Raw genomic sequence first — 15997 nt, forward strand, 5'->3', positions numbered from 1 at the left:
CCTGCTTTCGCAGGAGCACGGTCAGGTCAGCGCCGAATAGATCATCGTCTTGAGCTCGCGGCGGATCGGGTAGGTTGTGGACGGCGAGAATTGCGTCATGAAGACCATCGTGATCCGTTCGATCGGATCGATGAAGAAGGCAGTCGAGAACATCCCGCCCCAATAATATTCGCCCGACGAACCGGGAAGCATCGACTTGGCGACGTCCATATTGATGGCGAAGCCCAGGCCGAAGCCGGTGCCGGCGTTGGTCGTCTCGCTGAACAGCGAGCGCGACATATGGGTGAGGTCCGAACCGCCGGGCAGGTGGTTCATCGTCATCAGATCGACGGTCTTGCGGCTGACAAGGCGCGTGCCTTCGAGCTCGCCGCCGTTCAGGAAGAAGGTGTTGAAGCGGTGATAGTCGAGCGCCGAGGAGACGAGGCCGCCGCCGCCCGAGACCAATCGGGGGAAGCGGGACCAGGCCGAAGCCGCGCCGCGATCGTACATCACCCGGGCGCCGCCGGGGGCGAGCGTCCAGCAATCGGCGAGGCGATCGATCTTGTCCTCGGGCACCTGGAAGAAGGTGTCGTGCATGCCAAGCGGGGCGAGGATGCGCTCGGCGAAGAAGCGGTCGAGCGACTGGCCCGAGACGCGCTCGACTACCGCGCCGAGCACGTCGGTCGACACCGAATAATTCCACTCGTCGCCGGGCGAGAATTCGAGCGGGAGCTTGCCGAGCGCGGCGACGAATTCGTCGAGCGTCAGATTGCCGTGCCAGTTTTCCATCTTCGACTCGCGATAGGCGGCGTCGATGGGGGTGCGGTCCTGGAAGCCATAGGTGAGGCCCGAAGTGTGGCGCAGCAGATCGATCATCCGCATTGGGCTCGCGGTCGGCCGGGTCTCGAACGCGACGCCGCCACCGCCGCCGGCATAGACGCCGACGCCCTTCAGTTCGGGCAGGACGTGATGGACCGGCGTGTCGAGCGCGACCTTGCCCGCCTCGAGCAGCATCATGAAGGCGAGACTAGTGACCGGCTTGGTCATCGAGGCGATGCGGAACAGGGTGGTGTGATCGACCGGCGCGCCGCCCTCGCGGGCAGGCCCCTGGTGCGAGAAATGGACGATCCGCCCGCTGCGTGCGATCAGAAGCTGGGCGTGCGGAAGCCTGCCCGAATCGAGATAGCGTTCCTTCACGAAAGCGTCGATCCGCGCGAGCCTGTCGCTGTCGAATCCCTCGCTCTCGGGGCTGGCGATCTTCATGCTGCGGGCATACCTCTTGTTCGAATCTTCGGACTTGCGCCTTCTTGCGTGCGCACGACTCCTATTGCCTTGAGCGCGACACGAATCAACACTAACGTTCCGGACGGTACGGCTTCCCCGCCAAACCCAACATTCAGATTTGGAGAGATCGCGCTTGTCCCTCGAACCGATCGTGCCGCTGGACCCGACCTGGCCCAAGATGTCGCTCGAAGACGCCAAGGCCGCACTGACCGCGCCGGGCGCGCGCTTCGAAATGGAGACGGTGACGATCCGCGGCGTGCCGACGCGGGTGTGGAAGAACGCGCCGCCGTCGCTTGCCGTTCTGCAGCGATTGGTCCGCGCCTATGGCGATCGGGTCTTCACCATCTATGAGGACGAGCGCGTAACCTACGAAGCGAATTACCGCGCGGTCTGCCATCTTGCGGCGAAGCTGCAGGCATTGGGCGTGGTCAAGGGCGACCGGGTGGCGCTGGCGATGCGCAACCTGCCCGAATGGCCGGTGATCTTCTTCGCGGCGACGAGCATCGGCGCGATCCTGGTGCCGCTGAATGCGTGGTGGACCGGCGGCGAGCTCGAATATGGGCTGAAGGATTCGGGGTCGAAGATCCTGTTTGTCGATGCCGAGCGGCACGAGCGGCTGAAGCAATGTTATGGCGTGCTGCCCGACCTGGAGACGGTGGTGGTCAGCCGCGCCAGGACCGCGCTGGACATGCCGGCGACGAGCCTGGAGGGGCTGATCGGCAGCCCGGCCGAATGGGCCTCGCTGCCCGATATTCGCTTTCCCGAGGTCGAGATCGCGCCCGAGGACGACGCGACGATCTTCTACACCAGCGGCACGACCGGTAGCCCCAAGGGCGCGCTGGGCACGCACCGCAACATCATGACCAACATATTGTCGGGCGGCTATTCGGCGGCGCGGACCCTGCTCCGCCGTGGCGAGATCCCGCCGGCGGTGCCCGACCACAAGGTGAGCCTGTTGGTGATTCCGCTGTTTCACGTCACCGCGTGCAGCGCGGGACTGATGGGGATGATGGCGGCGGGGGCGACGATCGTCTTCATGCGACGCTGGGACCCGGTGCTGGCGATGGGGCTGATCGAGCGCGAGAAGATCAACATGACCGGCGGCGTGCCGACGATCGCATGGCAGTTGCTCGAGCATCCCGAGCGGGCGAACCATGACCTCTCCAGCCTGGAGACGATCGCCTATGGCGGCGCGCCCTCGGCGCCCGAGCTGGTGCGGCGGATCTATGAGGAATTCGGGGCTTTGCCCTCGAACGGCTGGGGCATGACCGAGACGATGGCGACGGTGACCAGCCATGGCGCCGAGGATTATCTCTCCAAGCCGACCAGCGCGGGGCCGCCGGTGGCGGTGGCCGACCTCAAGATCATGGACCTGGAGGGCGAGACCGAGCTGCCGCTGGGTGAAGTGGGTGAGCTCTGGGCGCGCGGGCCGATGATCGTGAAGGGTTATTGGGCCAAGCCCGAGGCGACCGCCGAGACCTTCCGTGACGGCTGGGTCAAGACCGGCGACCTGGCGCGGCTCGACGAGGACGGGTTCGTCTATATCGTCGACCGGGCCAAGGACATCATCATCCGCGGTGGCGAGAACATCTATTCGTCCGAGGTGGAGGACGTGCTCTACGCGCATCCGGCGGTGTGCGACGCGGCACTGATCGGCGTGCCGCACCGCACGCTGGGCGAGGAGCCAGTCGCGGTGGTCCAGCTCGCACGCGGCATGGAGGCGAGTGAGGCCGAGCTGCAGGCCTGGGTCCGCGAGCGGCTGGCCGGGTTCAAGGTGCCGGTGGCGGTGCGCTTCGTTGAGGAGGTGCTGCCGCGGAATGCGAACGGGAAGATATTGAAGAAGGATCTGAAGGCGCTGTTCGTGGGGGAGGCGGCGGCTTAGGCAAATAGCCGGGGGCGGCGGGATGATCTTCACGACAGACGTTTCGCAGCCGAGCATTCCGCGGCGGCACTTCATGGGTCTTGCCGCTCTGGCCGCGGGAGGTGCGGTGTTCGGCGCGCGCGCGTTCGCCGCCGGCCTTCCTGCACAGATCGCGGACACGGGCGCCGTTCAGCTTTCCGGGGCGATCCGGACGCGCGCGGTTTCGTGCGTCGAGGTGATGACCGCCTATCTCGACCGGATCGACAGGCTCAACCCGAAGGTCAACGCGATCGTCGCGCTGCAGGGCCGCGGCGAGCTGATCGCGCAGGCGCAGCGGTGCGACGCGCAGCTGGCAGCGAAGGAGCCGGTCGGCGTGCTCCACGGCTTTCCGCATGCCGTGAAGGACCTGATGCCAGTCAAGGGCATGCGCTTCACCCAGGGCTCGCCGATCTTCCGCGATTTCGTTGCCCAGGCCGACGCGCTCCAGGTCGAACGCCTCCGCAAGGCCGGTGCGATCATTATCGGCAAGACCAATACGCCGGAGTTCGGCCTGGGCTCGCACACCTTCAACCCGGTCTATGGCGCGACGCGCAACCCGTTCGACCTGTCCAAATCGGCCGGCGGAAGCAGCGGTGGGGCTGCGGTCGCGCTGGCGCTGAAGATGGTGCCGCTTGCGGACGGCAGCGATTATGGCGGGAGTCTCCGCAACCCGGCCGGCTGGAACAATGTCTATGGCTTCCGCACCAGCATCGGCCGGGTGCCGGGGCGCGGGGGGGACGAATGGCTGCCCTCGATGGGAGTCGCTGGCCCGATGGCGGGCAACGTCGCCGATCTCGCGCTGCTGCTGTCTGTGCAGGCAGGGTTCGATCCGAGCGCGCCGCTGGCGATGGAGAGCGATGGGGCGCAATATCGTCAGCGCCCGAAGCGAGACTTCAAGGGCGTCCGGATTGCCTGGTCAGGGGATTTCAAAGGCGCGGTGCCGTTCGAGCCCGAAGTGCTGGAGGTCTGCCGGAAGGCGCTAAAGTCGTTCGAGGCGATAGGCTGCACCGTCGAGGAAGCGGTGCCCGATTATCCGGTTGAAAAGGCGTGGCAGGCCTTCGTCAAACTGCGCGGCTGGCAGCAGGGCGGGGCGCTGCTGGACGTCTACAACGACCCGGCGAAGCGCGCGATGCTCAAGCCCGAGGCGGTCTACGAGGTCGAGCAGGGGCGTGCGCTTTCGGGGTTCGATGTCAGCGCCAATTCGGTGATCCGGAGCGAATGGGGGCGGGCGGTGAGGGCGTTGTTCAAGCAATACGACTATTGGATCGTTCCGACGGCGCAGCTGTTTCCCTTCGACCGGGAGATGCGTTGGCCGGCGCGGGTCGCGGGGCGCGAGATGCGGACCTATCACGAGTGGATGCAGGCGGTTTGCCTGGTGACCCTTTCCGGTTGTCCGTCGCTGGCGGCGCCAGCCGGGTTTGGCGCGAGCGGGCTGCCGATCGGGGTGCAGATCATCGCGCCGGTTCATGGGGAGCTGGCCTGCCTGCAACTGGCGGCGGGTTTCGAGCAGGCGAACCGGGCGAATGTGGCGCGGGTGTCGCCGTTGCTGGCTAGACCCGCGGCGTCACGATAGAGGCGACAGCCCGGTCCCATCCCGCCAGCCGGGCTGCACGGGCGTCGGCATCCAGCTTTGGCTCGAACGTCAACCCGGCCCCGCGCATCTTTGCCGCTTCCTCCAGCCCCGCGAACATCCCGCAGCCCACGCCTGCCAGCATCGCCGCGCCGAGCGCGGTAGTTTCCGCGAAATCGGGGCGGTCGACGGGCAAAGCGAGGATGTCGGCGAGGTCCTGCGCGATCCAGTCGTTGGTGACCATGCCGCCGTCGACGCGGAGCCGCGCCCAATCGGCACCATCGGCGGCGAAGGCGGTCTTGAGGTCGTGGCTCTGGTGCGCCATCGCCTCCAGCGCGGCGCGGACGATATGCGCGCGGGTGGCGGAGAAGGTGAGACCGGAGAGGGACGCGCGGGCATCGGGCTCCCACCAGGGCGCGCCAAGGCCGCTCAATGCGGGGACGAGATAGACGCCCCCATTGTCGGGGACCGAGCGGGCGAGCGCCTCGGTCTCCCCGGCGGTCTCGATCAGGCGGATCGAGTCCCGCAGCCACTGGACCAGGCTGCCCGCGACGAACACCGAGCCTTCGAGCGCATAGGTGCGGCGGCCGTTCAGCTGCCACAGCACGGTGGAGAGCAGGCGGTGCTTCGAGCTGGGCGGGATGGTGCCGGCATTGGTGAGGACGAAAGCGCCGGTGCCATAGGTCGCCTTGGTCTCGCCGCGCTCCAGGCAGGCCTGGCCGATCGTCGCGGACTGCTGGTCGCCCGCCATGCCGCAGATCGGGATCTCGCCGCCGAACAATTTCGTGGTGCCGAACTTCCCGGCGCAATCGACGATCTCCGGCAGCGCCTCGCGCGGCGCGTGGAACATGTCGAGCAGCCCGTCGCTCCAGCCGCCGCTGCCCAGGCCCATCAGCAAGGTGCGCGAGGCATTGGTGGCGTCGGTGATGTGCAGGCCGCCGGTGAGCTTCCACACCAGCCAGCTTTCGATCGTGCCGATCGCCAGCCGATCGCCCGCGCCCTTCAGTTGCGGCCAGTGCTCCATCGCCCAGGCGATCTTGGTGCCCGAGAAATAGGGATCGAGCAGCAGTCCGGTGCGCGCCTGGACGCCTGGCTCCTCGCCGGCTTCGCGCAGCTTGCGGCAGAGCGGCGCGCTGCGGCGGTCCTGCCAGACGATCGCGGGCGCGAGCGGCTCGCCGGTCGCCTTGTCCCAAAAGACGATCGTCTCGCGCTGGTTGGTGATGCCGATCGCGGCAATCTGGTCGGCACCGCCGGCCTCCAGCACCATGGCATGCGCGCATTGGAGGCTGCGGCGCCAGATTTCGCTGGCGTCGTGCTCGACCAGGCCGGGGCCGGGATAATGCTGGGTGAGTTCGGCGGAACGCGAAGCCAGGCATTTGCCGCCCGCGGCGAACAGCATCGCGCGCGTCGAGGTGGTGCCTTCGTCGATGACGAGGATCTTTTCTGCCATTCGGGGAGGCTAGCGGGGATTGAAGACTTGGGGAACCGGGGCGTTGCTCCGAGTCGCGGGGACCCCTAGGGTGGCCGGAACGAAAGGGCACAAGTGGACGACATACCCGGAACGATAGGCGGCGAGCCCTTGGACGACGGGATCCCTTCGGGTGGTGAACGTGCGTCGCGCGGTGCGGCTGAATTCCAGGAGAGCATCGGCAATGGGCTGAAACGCGACCGGCTGATGGCGGCGCTGACGCTGATCGCCGGGATCGGGCTGCTGCTCGCCTTGCCCTTCGCGCTCCAGGCGGGATCGCCCTTCTTCCTGCCGCTCACCGCAGCGCTGGTGATCGCGATCGCGCTGGTGCCCTTACTCGAATGGCTCGAGCGGCACCGCATGCCGGCGCCGCTTGCCGCGCTCACCTGCGTATTGCTGTTCCTGGTCGCGGCGAACGTCGCGCTGGCGTCGATCGTGGTGCCGGCCTGGCAATGGATCCGGCGGCTGCCCGAGAGCATCCCGCAGATCCAGCACAATCTCGAGCCGCTGATTCGCTTCTATGCGAATCTCGAGCAGTTCGTGAACAAGACGCTGACCAACTTCGCCGCCGCGCCGATCCGCCAGCCGACCACGGTGCAGGCGCCGCCGCCGCGCTCGCTGCTCGATCTGTTCGCCACCTCGGCGCCGTCGGCGCTGATCGAGATGTTCTTCGCGATCCTGGTGATCTATTTCTTCCTCTCGGGCTGGACCCGGCTGCGGCGCGGCGCGATCACTTCGCGCTCGAGCTTCGGCGGCGCGATGGCGACCGCGCGGGTGATCCAGGACGTGGTCGACGACACCTCGGCCTATCTGGGCACGATCACATTGATCAACATGACGTTGGGGCTGATCGTCGCGGGCGCACTGTGGCTGCTCGGCATGCCGACGCCGCTGATGTGGGGCGGCATCGTCGCGCTGTTCAATTACATTCCCTATATCGGGCCGGTGATCGCCGCGGTGTTGCTGGCTGTGGGCGGGCTGATGAGCTTCGCCGATATCGGCTGGGCGATGGTACCGCCGGCGATCATGATCGGCGCGCACCTGATCGAAGCCAATTTCGTGACCCCGCTGATCGTCGGGCACCGCCTGACGATCAATCCGATCATGATCCTGATCTCGCTGAGCTTCTGGGGTTGGGTGTGGGGCACCACAGGCGCGCTGCTCGCGGTGCCGCTGCTGATTATCATCCAGACGGTGCTCAACGCCGCCGGCAAGCCGGATATCGCGGGATTCCTGTTCGAGCACGGCACGCTGGTGAGCGATCCCGAGGAGGCGCGGCCGCATCGTCGCGCTAGCCGCGACCAATCCGGTTGACACCCCCGAATCCGGCGGCTAGTGGCCGCCTCCTCGCTTGGAATGAGCGGGTGTAGCTCAGTTGGTTAGAGCGCCGGCCTGTCACGCCGGAGGTCGCGGGTTCGAGCCCCGTCACTCGCGCCACGCGCCGAGGATTGCACTCGGACGCGGTCGGGCATAGCCTCCCTTCACAGCGGAAATCATATTCGCGGTCGCATGAACTTTGCTCCCAGGGGAGGAAGCGATGCGACGTCTTGTCCTGCTGCCCATGCTGGCGCTGACACTGGTTTCGGGCTGCGGCGCGCCGCCCAGCCCGACCTCCAAGAACGCCGATGGCGCCGCGGGCGGGGCGACTGAAAACACGGTCGCGACGGTCGACGATACGGTGAACGATGCCGGAATCGAGAACGGCAGCACCGGCACGCCGACGGCGGGAGAAGACGCCTATTGCCCCGCAGTCGACTATGCGACGAGCGCGGCGCAGTGCCGCCGCTTCACCGAAGAAAAAGCGACGCTGGAGGCGGGGCTGGGCGTGTTCAACGCGCCCAGCGAAATGGTGGTCGGCGAGAGCCGTGACCTGGTGCTGGGCGTAGGCAAGAAGGCCGATGCCGCCGAAGTGCACGAATCGGTTGGCGGCAATGCGACGCAGCATGTCGAGGTGCGGACCCCGATCGGGCACCTCATGACCGCGACTTTGAGCGGCGGCGGGTTCGACATCACTCCGGCAGGACCGCAGCCCAAGACGCTGGCCGCCGATCGCAGCGAGGTCTGGCAATGGCGGATCACCGCGAAGGAGGCGGGGCCGCAAAAGCTGCTGCTCACCATCTCGGTCGATGCGACCGCGGCCGACGGTTCGCGATCGCGCTACGATCTGGCGCGGAAGCCGATCGACATCAACGTGGCGGTGACCGACGCCCAGCGCCGCGACGCGCGCGCCAAGGCGCTGGAGGACAAATTGCGCCGCGGAACCGGCGTGATGGGCGCGCTGGAGAAATGGCTGATCGCGTTGGCTGCGGTGGTCGTCGCGCTGGGCGGCGTGTGGATCGCGGTCAGGACCTTCGGGAAGGGGAAAGACAAGGGGGACGCGGCGAAGAAGGACGATGCCGGTGGAGGGCCGGTCAAGAAAGTGTGACGATTCGTTCCAACGTCATCCCCGTCTCGTTCACGTCACCCCGGCGAAAGCCGGGGCCCAGAGCCAAGCAGGTCTACGCTGAGTAACCCTGGGTCCCGGCTTTCGCCGGGATGACGAAGAAATAAGTGACGAAGAAATAGGAGCGCCCAGTTCACCCCCGCCAGCGGCCGGTCTCCATCCAGCGGAGCAGCGGCTTCAACGGCGCGATCCAGAGGATGCCGAGCACCACATAGAGCGGCAGCTGGGCGATGACCGGCAATGCGCCGATCTCGGCCGAAAAGGTCGCGACGACGACCACCCATACCAGCACGAGCAGGACGATTCCCAGCGCGCCTGCGGGCTTGCGCCAGCTCGGTTCTACGCTTCCTCGTGGCACAGCATGGCCTCCTCGGTGATGACGGCGTTCAGCGGCACGTCCCAGATATCGGCGGGTATGGCAGGAACTTCCTGCACCGACCAGGCGACGCCGACTCGCCATGCGGCCTCATAGCGCGCGAAAGCGCGATCGTAATGCCCGGCGCCCTGGCCCAGCCGATTGAGGCGGCGATCGAAGCCGACCAACGGCGTGAGAATCACGTCGGGCGCGACCTCGGGGCTGTCGGCGTCGGGCTGGCGCAGGTTGAAGGGGCCAGTGACGAGCGGCACGACGGGATCCCAGGCGAGGAAGCGGATCGGCGCGGTCCGATCGACGACATGGGGCAAGGCGAGGCGGCAGCCCCGCTCCGCGGCTGCGGCGGCGAGCTGGGTGGGATCGGCCTCGCTGCCGATCGGATGATAGGTGGCGACGATCATGCCGGGGCGCAAACGCGCGACATAGGCCTCGGGGGCCGTGATCGCAGTGCTCGATTCGGCGGCGAACTGGTCGCGATCGGCGCGCAAGCGCGCCCGCAGGGCGGGTTTATCCAGAATCATGCGTTGCGGGCGGGGTGGCGGGACCGCCGTGGCCGTTTGCCAGAATATCCTCTGACGCGCGGTACGTCAGGTGGGAACCATATGCAGCAGACCAGGATCTGCACAGGGACAGCTCCCATGGATGATGAATAGCCTCAGGGATAATGCCAAGGCTCGTACCGGGCAGTGCCCGCCAATTCCCTATCTAGGGTGTGTACCCGCCGCTGGCAATGGACCCTCAGCCGTCCTGTGCGTCTTCCTCAAGGGCTGCCGCGACGGCTTCGAGACGATCGGCGATGCGATCGAGCAGGACGGGGGAGACGCCCGAGGACGGATTGCGCTCGGCCTCGTCGAGCAGATCGGCGAGGATCAGCGCGAGATAGACCAGCATGCGCTCGGAATTGATCCCGCCCGAGGCCTGGTGGGCGGTCTCGGCGTGGCGGGCGATCAGCGCCTCGAGGTTGCGCAGATGCGCCTCCTCGCCCTCTCGCGCGGCGATCGAATAGCTGCGGCCGGCGATGACGAGCGTGATATCGGCCATCACTCCTCCTCCGGCTGATCGGCTTCGGCGGCGATCAGCGCGTCGATCGCCGCGACGGCTTCCTCCATGCGCTGGCGCAGCACCGCATGGCGGCGCGCGAGACGGGCGCTGGCATAGGCGCGGGCGGTGGCCGCTGCCTCGATCCGGGCGAGCGCCTGCTCGATGCGGTCTGCTCTGTCAGCCATGATATTACAGGCGATACCATGCGGGGGCCCCGCGGCAACCCCTGTTTCCCCCGAGGGTGCCACCAGCCGGTTGACGCGAGGGCGCTGTCCCCCCAAAGGCGTGCCGCACTAGAGCCACTTGCATTTTTGGGGAGCCCCAGTGACGACATCCTTCACCGATTGCGCCAATGCGATCCGCGCGCTCGCGATGGACGCGGTGGAGGCCGCGAATTCTGGGCATCCCGGCATGCCGATGGGCATGGCCGACGTCGCGACCGTCCTGTTCCAGCGCTATCTGAAGTTCGATCCGGCCGATCCCTATTGGCCTGACCGCGACCGCTTCGTGCTTTCCGCCGGCCATGGATCGATGCTGCTCTACGCAGCACTGCATCTGACCGGTTATGCGCGCCCTACGCTGGAGGACATCAAGACCTTCCGCCAGGTCGGCAGCCCGTGCGCGGGGCACCCCGAGAATTTCGAGCTCGCCGGAGTCGAGGCGACCACCGGGCCGCTGGGCCAGGGCCTGGCGATGGCGGTGGGCATGGCGATGGCCGAGCGGCACCTGAATGCCGAGTTCGGCGACCAGCTCGTCGACCACAGGACCTGGGTGATCGCCGGCGACGGCTGCCTGATGGAAGGCATCAACCATGAGGCGGTGGGCCTGGCCGGGCATCTCAAGCTCGGCCGGCTGATCGTTTTGTGGGACGACAACAGGATCACGATCGACGGCGCGGTCTCGCTGTCGTCGAGCGAGGATATTCCCGCGCGCTACCGTGCATCGGGCTGGCACGTTGTTGCGTGCGACGGGCATGACGAGAAGGACATCGTCCGCGCGTTCGACGAGGCGCTGGCGAGCGCGTTGCCGACCTTGGTCCGCTGCCGCACGATCATCGGCAAGGGCGCGCCGACCAAGGCGGGCACCTCCAAGGCGCACGGATCGCCGCTGGGCAAGGACGAGATCGAGGACGCGCGCAAGGCGCTGGGCTGGGATTATCCCGCGTTCGAGATTCCCGATGACATCCGTAACGCCTGGCTCGAAGCCGGCGCGCGCGGCGCCAAGCCGCACGCCGAATGGACGGCGCGGCTGGCGGCGGATCCCGACCGGATCGGCTATGAGCGTCGCGGCGACGTGCAGGAGACCATCCTCGAATCGTACATCGCCGATCTGATCACCAACCCGCAAAAGGTTGCGACCCGAAAAGCTTCCGAAATGGCACTGGAAGCGATCAACGCGATCCTGCCCGAGACGCTCGGAGGCTCGGCCGACCTCACCGGCTCGAACAATACGCTGACCAAGGGCCTGAAGGCGCTCACCGCCGAGGATTATGCCGGGCGCTACGTCTATTACGGCATCCGCGAGTTCGGCATGTCGGCGGCGATGAACGGCATGGCGCTGCACGGCGGCGTGATTCCCTATGGCGGCACCTTCCTGGTCTTTTCCGACTATGCCCGCGGGGCGATCCGTCTCTCGGCGCTGCAGGAGGCGCGCGTCGTCTATGTGATGACGCACGATTCGATCGGGCTCGGCGAGGATGGGCCGACGCATCAACCGATCGAGCATCTGATGAGCCTGCGACTCATCCCCAATCTCCACGTCTATCGCCCGTGCGACACGGTCGAGACCGCCGAGGCCTGGGCGCTGGCGCTGACGCGGACCGACGGGCCGTCGCTGCTCGCACTCAGTCGGCAGAACCTGCCACAACTGCGTACGAGCGCTCCGGAGAATCTCACCGGCCGTGGTGCTTATTGCCTGATCGAGGCGGAGGCGGTGCGCCAGGTCGTGCTGATCGCCACGGGCTCCGAGGTAGAGATCGCCGTCGCGGTGCGCGAGGAACTGGAGGCGCAGGGGATCGGCGCCGATGTCGTCTCGATGCCGTGCTGGGAACGGTTCGAGGCGCAGGACGCGCAGTACAAGAAGGACGTGCTGCCGCACCACGCGCTCAAGGTCTCGATTGAGGCGGGCGCGACCCTGGGCTGGGAGCGCTACACCGGCGACGGATTGCGTTTCGGGGTGGATGTTTTCGGCGCGTCGGGTCCCTATCTGAGGCTCTACGAACATTACGGGCTCACCGCGGGAGCCATCGTGCCGCGGATCATCGAGAGACTGAACGGAGAACAGGCATGACGAAGGTTGCGATCAACGGTTTCGGGCGGATTGGCCGGCTGGTGGCGCGCGCGATCCTCGAGCGTCCCGATTGCGGGCTCGAGCTGGTCACGATCAACGACCTTGCCGACGCCAAATCCAATGCCTGGCTGTTCTCGCGCGACAGCGTCCACGGCAAGTATCCCGGCACCGTCCAGGCCGACGGCAACGACCTGGTGATCGACGGCAAGCGCATCCACGTCACCGCCGAGCGGGATCCGGCGAACCTGCCGCACGCCGCGAACGGCGTCGAGCTCGTGCTGGAATGCACCGGCTTCTTCACCGACCGCGCTTCGGCCCAGAAGCATATCGATGCGGGCGCCAAGAAGGTGCTGATCTCGGCGCCGGGCAAGAATGTCGACCTGACCGTCGTCTATGGCGTCAACCACGAGAAGCTCGAGGCGGGGCACACGATCGTCTCGAACGCGTCGTGCACGACAAACTGCCTGGCGCCCGTCGCCAAGGTGATGAACGACTCGATCGGCATCGAGCGTGGGCTGATGACCACGGTCCACGCTTATACCAACGACCAGAAGATCCTCGACCAGATCCATCCGGACCTGCGCCGCGCGCGTGCCGCCGCGATGTCGATCATCCCGACCACCACTGGCGCCGCGCGCGCCGTGGGCGAGGTGCTGCCCGAGCTGAAGGGCAAGCTGGACGGCTCGGCGATCCGCGTCCCGGTGCCGGACGGCAGCCTTGTCGACCTGACCTTCACGCCGAAGCGCGACACCACCAAGGAAGAGGTCAACGCGATCCTCAAGGCGGCGTCCGAAAGCGGTCCGCTCAAGGGCATCCTGGTCTATTCGGACGAGCCTTTGGTCTCGGTCGACATCGTCCACACGCCGCAGAGCTCGACGGTCGACAGCCTCGAGACCGCGGTGATCGACGGCAAGCTGGTGCGCGTCGTCAGCTGGTACGACAATGAATGGGGCTTCTCCAACCGCATGGTCGATACGGCCACGGCGATGGCTCGACTCTAAGTCCGGTGCTCCTGCGAAAGCAGGAGCCCAGAGCCACGCAGGACATCGCTTGTGACCCTGGGCCCCTGCGTTCGCAGGGGAACGGGAAGGGGAGTGAATAATGGCGCGCAACTTCAAGACGCTCGACGACATGGGCGAGATCGCCGGCAAGCGGGTACTTGTTCGTGAGGACCTGAACGTGCCGATGGCGGACGGCGCGGTGACCGACGACACGCGGCTGCGCGCCGCGATGCAGACGGTCGCCGAACTGGCCGACCGCGGCGCCAAGGTGATCGTGCTCGCGCATTTCGGGCGTCCCAAGGGCGTGCGTAATCCGGAGATGAGCCTGGCGCTGGTCACCAAGCCGTTCGAGCAGGTGCTGGGGCGGCCGGTGCGCTTCATCGACGACCAGCAGGCCGGCGACGTCATCCACAAGATGGCGGACGGCGAGATCGGCATTCTCGAGAATACCCGCTTCGATCCGGGCGAGGAGAAGAACGCGCCCGAGGCGGTCGAGCGCCTCGCCGCGCTGGGCGATCTCTACGTCAATGACGCCTTCTCCGCCGCGCATCGCGCGCATGCCTCGACCGAGGGGCTGGCGCACAGGTTGCCGGCGTTCGCCGGACGGCAGATGGAAGCCGAGCTTGACGCGCTCGACAAGGCGCTGGGCAATCCCGAGCATCCGGTTGCGGCAGTCGTGGGTGGCGCGAAGGTCTCGTCCAAGCTCGATGTGCTCCGGCACCTGGTCGAGAAGGTCGATCACCTGATCATCGGCGGCGGCATGGCCAACACCTTCCTCGCGGCGCGCGGTGTCGATGTCGGCAAGAGCCTGTGCGAGCATGACCTGACCGGCATTGCCGAGGAGATCATGGACGCGGCGGACAAGGCGCATTGCATCGTCCATCTGCCCTACGACGTAGTGGTGGCGAAGGAATTCAAGCCGAACCCGGCGACACGGACGGTCAATGTCCATGAAGTGGCGGCCGACGAGATGATCCTCGACGTGGGACCGGCAGCGACCGAGGCGCTCGCCGATGTGCTCAAGAATTGCCGCACGCTTGTCTGGAACGGGCCGCTCGGCGCGTTCGAGACGCCGCCGTTCGATACCGCGACCGTCGCGCTGGCCAAGACCGCCGCGGCGCTGACCCGCGAAGGCTCGCTGGTTTCGGTGGCGGGGGGTGGGGACACCGTCGCCGCGCTCAACCAGGCCGGCGTGGCGGACGATTTCACCTTCGTCTCGACCGCGGGTGGCGCCTTCCTGGAATGGATGGAAGGCAAGGAACTGCCGGGGGTCTCGGCGCTCGCGCGCTAGGCCTTGCGGTCGAACAGCATGAACAGGAGCAGCAGGACGGCGCCCATGCCGGCGCCGATCGACGCGGCGAGCGTCCAACCGCCATATTGATAGGCGGCCGAGCCGATCAGCGACCCACTTGCGCCGACGACGAACATGATCGTGAGGTACGCGGCATTGATCCGGCCGCGTGCCTCGCTCGACAGGCCGAAGATGATGCGCTGGCCCGAGATCTGGTTGAGCTGGACCCCAGCGTCGATCAGCACCGCAGTGACGGTGAAGGCGATCACGCTGCCGAGCGCCACCGCCCAGCCCGCGGCGAGGAACGACAAGGTCACCAGCGCCAGCGCGAAGAGCGTCGTGGCGCGCATCTTGCCCTTGTCGGCGAGCTGGCCCGCGATCGGTGCCGCCAGCGCACCGCCTGCGCCGGCGAGCGCGAACAGCCCGACCTGGCCGTGGCTGAAATGGAAGCGGTGGATCAGCGCCAGCGGCGCAGCGGTCCAGAACAGGTTGAACGCGGCGAACAGCAGCGACTGGTAGGCGGCGCGCAGGCGCAGCGCCCGGTGCGTGCGGACCATCTCGAACATCGAGGCGAGGATCGCGCCGTAGCCGAGCCGCGTTTCCGGCCGCCGCTCGGGAAGCCACAGAGCGAGCGTCAGGCCGATGGCGGTCATCATGCCCGCGGAAACGAAGAATACCGCGCGCCAACCGGCGATCTCGGCGACGAAGCTCGCGATCGGGCGGGCGAGCATGATGCCGGTTAGCAGCCCGCTCATCACCAGCCCGATCGTGCGGCCCTGGCGCGCATGCGACGAGAGGTGTGCGGCGAGCGGCACCAGGATCTGTGCGCCGACCGAGCAGATTCCCATCACCAACGACGCGGCGAGGAACAGCGGGGCGTTCTGCGAGAGCGCCACGCCGATGCAGCCGATCACGGTGCCGGCGGTGGCGATCAGCGTCAGCCGGCGGTTCTCGAACAGGTCGGACAGCGGCACGATCAGGGCCAGGCCGAGGCCGTAGCCGAGCTGGGTGAGGGTAACGATCGCGCCGGCCGCCCAGGGGCTCATCCCGATAGCGGGAGCGATCGTGTCGATCAGCGTCTGGGCGTAATAGATATTGGCGACCATCATCCCGCAGCCCACCGCCATCAGCAGGGTGAGGGCAGGGGTGATGTCATGGCTGTCCGGATGGCTCATGCGCGCCCAAAGCCCGGCGCGCGGTATCGACGCAAGCGCTATCTTGGTATGAGCCGAGTGCATGCCGGACAATCCTGCGTCCGCATCGGCATGCCGATCGCCCTAATCGACATAACCTTAATCAAGACGCGGACCTTCGGCGCGCGCGGGCGGTTAAGCCCCCGACTTCAGAGGGAATTTCGA

At 67.0% G+C, this 15997-nt stretch carries 14 protein-coding genes and 1 tRNA gene; 8 read left to right on the top strand and 7 right to left on the bottom strand.

All coding sequences use genetic code 11. The annotated features are described in order from the left end of the window. Window positions 1–21: 21 nt before the first annotated feature. Window positions 22–1242, bottom strand: coding sequence for a serine hydrolase domain-containing protein (locus tag IAG41_RS03895; protein ID WP_187727244.1), 1221 nt, complete (start codon window positions 1240–1242; stop codon window positions 22–24). A gap of 199 nt (window positions 1243–1441) precedes the next feature. Here IAG41_RS03895 and IAG41_RS03900 point away from each other — a divergent pair, with 199 nt between their 5' ends. Both IAG41_RS03900 and IAG41_RS03905 read left to right on the top strand, forming a co-directional pair. Continuing rightward, window positions 1442–3145: a class I adenylate-forming enzyme family protein gene (locus tag IAG41_RS03900; RefSeq protein WP_187727860.1), complete on the top strand. Its 1704-nt coding sequence runs from the start codon at window positions 1442–1444 to the stop codon at window positions 3143–3145. Between the two features lie 22 nt (window positions 3146–3167). Next, the gene (locus IAG41_RS03905) at window positions 3168–4736 is read left to right on the top strand and encodes an amidase (protein ID WP_262408435.1); all 1569 of its coding nucleotides are present in this window, start codon (window positions 3168–3170) and stop codon (window positions 4734–4736) included. On the opposite strand, the gene IAG41_RS03910 is transcribed toward IAG41_RS03905, so the two are convergent. After that, window positions 4714–6183 (bottom strand): FGGY family carbohydrate kinase, encoded by a 1470-nt coding sequence (locus IAG41_RS03910; protein WP_187727245.1) that lies wholly within the window; start codon window positions 6181–6183, stop codon window positions 4714–4716. The two genes, IAG41_RS03905 and IAG41_RS03910, sit on opposite strands and share 23 nt — an antisense overlap. Window positions 6184–6408: 225 nt before the next feature. On the opposite strand from IAG41_RS03910, the gene IAG41_RS03915 reads away from it, so the two are divergent. From IAG41_RS03915 to IAG41_RS03925, 3 genes are all read left to right on the top strand, one after another. Continuing rightward, window positions 6409–7515 (top strand): AI-2E family transporter, encoded by a 1107-nt coding sequence (locus IAG41_RS03915; RefSeq protein ID WP_187727862.1) that lies wholly within the window; start codon window positions 6409–6411, stop codon window positions 7513–7515. A gap of 46 nt (window positions 7516–7561) precedes the next feature. Next, a tRNA-Asp gene (locus IAG41_RS03920) sits at window positions 7562–7638 on the top strand. Window positions 7639–7738: 100 nt separating this feature from the next. Beyond that, window positions 7739–8626 carry a hypothetical protein gene (locus IAG41_RS03925; RefSeq protein WP_187727246.1) on the top strand — a complete coding sequence of 296 codons (888 nt, stop codon included), beginning with the start codon at window positions 7739–7741 and terminating at the stop codon, window positions 8624–8626. A 151-nt stretch (window positions 8627–8777) separates the two neighbouring features. On the opposite strand, the gene IAG41_RS03930 is transcribed toward IAG41_RS03925, so the two are convergent. The 4 genes from IAG41_RS03930 to IAG41_RS03945 all read right to left on the bottom strand — a co-directional run bounded on the left by IAG41_RS03930 (window position 8778) and on the right by IAG41_RS03945 (window position 10243). Continuing rightward, window positions 8778–9002: a DUF2842 domain-containing protein gene (locus IAG41_RS03930; protein WP_187727931.1), complete on the bottom strand. Its 225-nt coding sequence runs from the start codon at window positions 9000–9002 to the stop codon at window positions 8778–8780. Then, on the bottom strand, window positions 8984–9538 hold the full coding sequence (locus IAG41_RS03935; protein WP_187727247.1) for a 5-formyltetrahydrofolate cyclo-ligase: 555 nt from the start codon (window positions 9536–9538) through the stop codon (window positions 8984–8986). The genes IAG41_RS03930 and IAG41_RS03935 overlap by 19 nt, the downstream gene beginning before the upstream one ends. A gap of 217 nt (window positions 9539–9755) precedes the next feature. Further along, window positions 9756–10058: a cell division protein ZapA gene (locus IAG41_RS03940; RefSeq protein ID WP_187727248.1), complete on the bottom strand. Its 303-nt coding sequence runs from the start codon at window positions 10056–10058 to the stop codon at window positions 9756–9758. Next, window positions 10058–10243, bottom strand: coding sequence for a hypothetical protein (locus IAG41_RS03945; RefSeq protein WP_187727249.1), 186 nt, complete (start codon window positions 10241–10243; stop codon window positions 10058–10060). Before IAG41_RS03945 ends, IAG41_RS03940 begins: the two co-directional genes overlap by 1 nt. A 139-nt stretch (window positions 10244–10382) precedes the next feature. On the opposite strand from IAG41_RS03945, the gene tkt reads away from it, so the two are divergent. From tkt to IAG41_RS03960, 3 genes are all read left to right on the top strand, one after another. Further along, window positions 10383–12347, top strand: coding sequence for a transketolase (gene tkt, locus IAG41_RS03950; RefSeq protein ID WP_187727250.1), 1965 nt, complete (start codon window positions 10383–10385; stop codon window positions 12345–12347). After that, complete coding sequence (gene gap / locus IAG41_RS03955; protein ID WP_187727251.1) at window positions 12344–13348, top strand: type I glyceraldehyde-3-phosphate dehydrogenase; 1005 nt, start codon at window positions 12344–12346, stop codon at window positions 13346–13348. Before tkt ends, gap begins: the two co-directional genes overlap by 4 nt. Window positions 13349–13448: 100 nt before the next feature. Continuing rightward, the gene (locus IAG41_RS03960) at window positions 13449–14639 is read left to right on the top strand and encodes a phosphoglycerate kinase (protein ID WP_187727252.1); all 1191 of its coding nucleotides are present in this window, start codon (window positions 13449–13451) and stop codon (window positions 14637–14639) included. Here IAG41_RS03960 and IAG41_RS03965 read toward each other — a convergent pair. Continuing rightward, window positions 14636–15877: an MFS transporter gene (locus IAG41_RS03965; protein ID WP_262408437.1), complete on the bottom strand. Its 1242-nt coding sequence runs from the start codon at window positions 15875–15877 to the stop codon at window positions 14636–14638. The two genes, IAG41_RS03960 and IAG41_RS03965, sit on opposite strands and share 4 nt — an antisense overlap. Between the last annotated feature and the right edge of the window lie 120 nt (window positions 15878–15997).

This window comes from Sphingomonas sp. JC676, assembly GCF_014489075.1.
In the GTDB taxonomy this organism is placed as follows: Bacteria; Pseudomonadota; Alphaproteobacteria; order Sphingomonadales; family Sphingomonadaceae; genus Sphingomonas.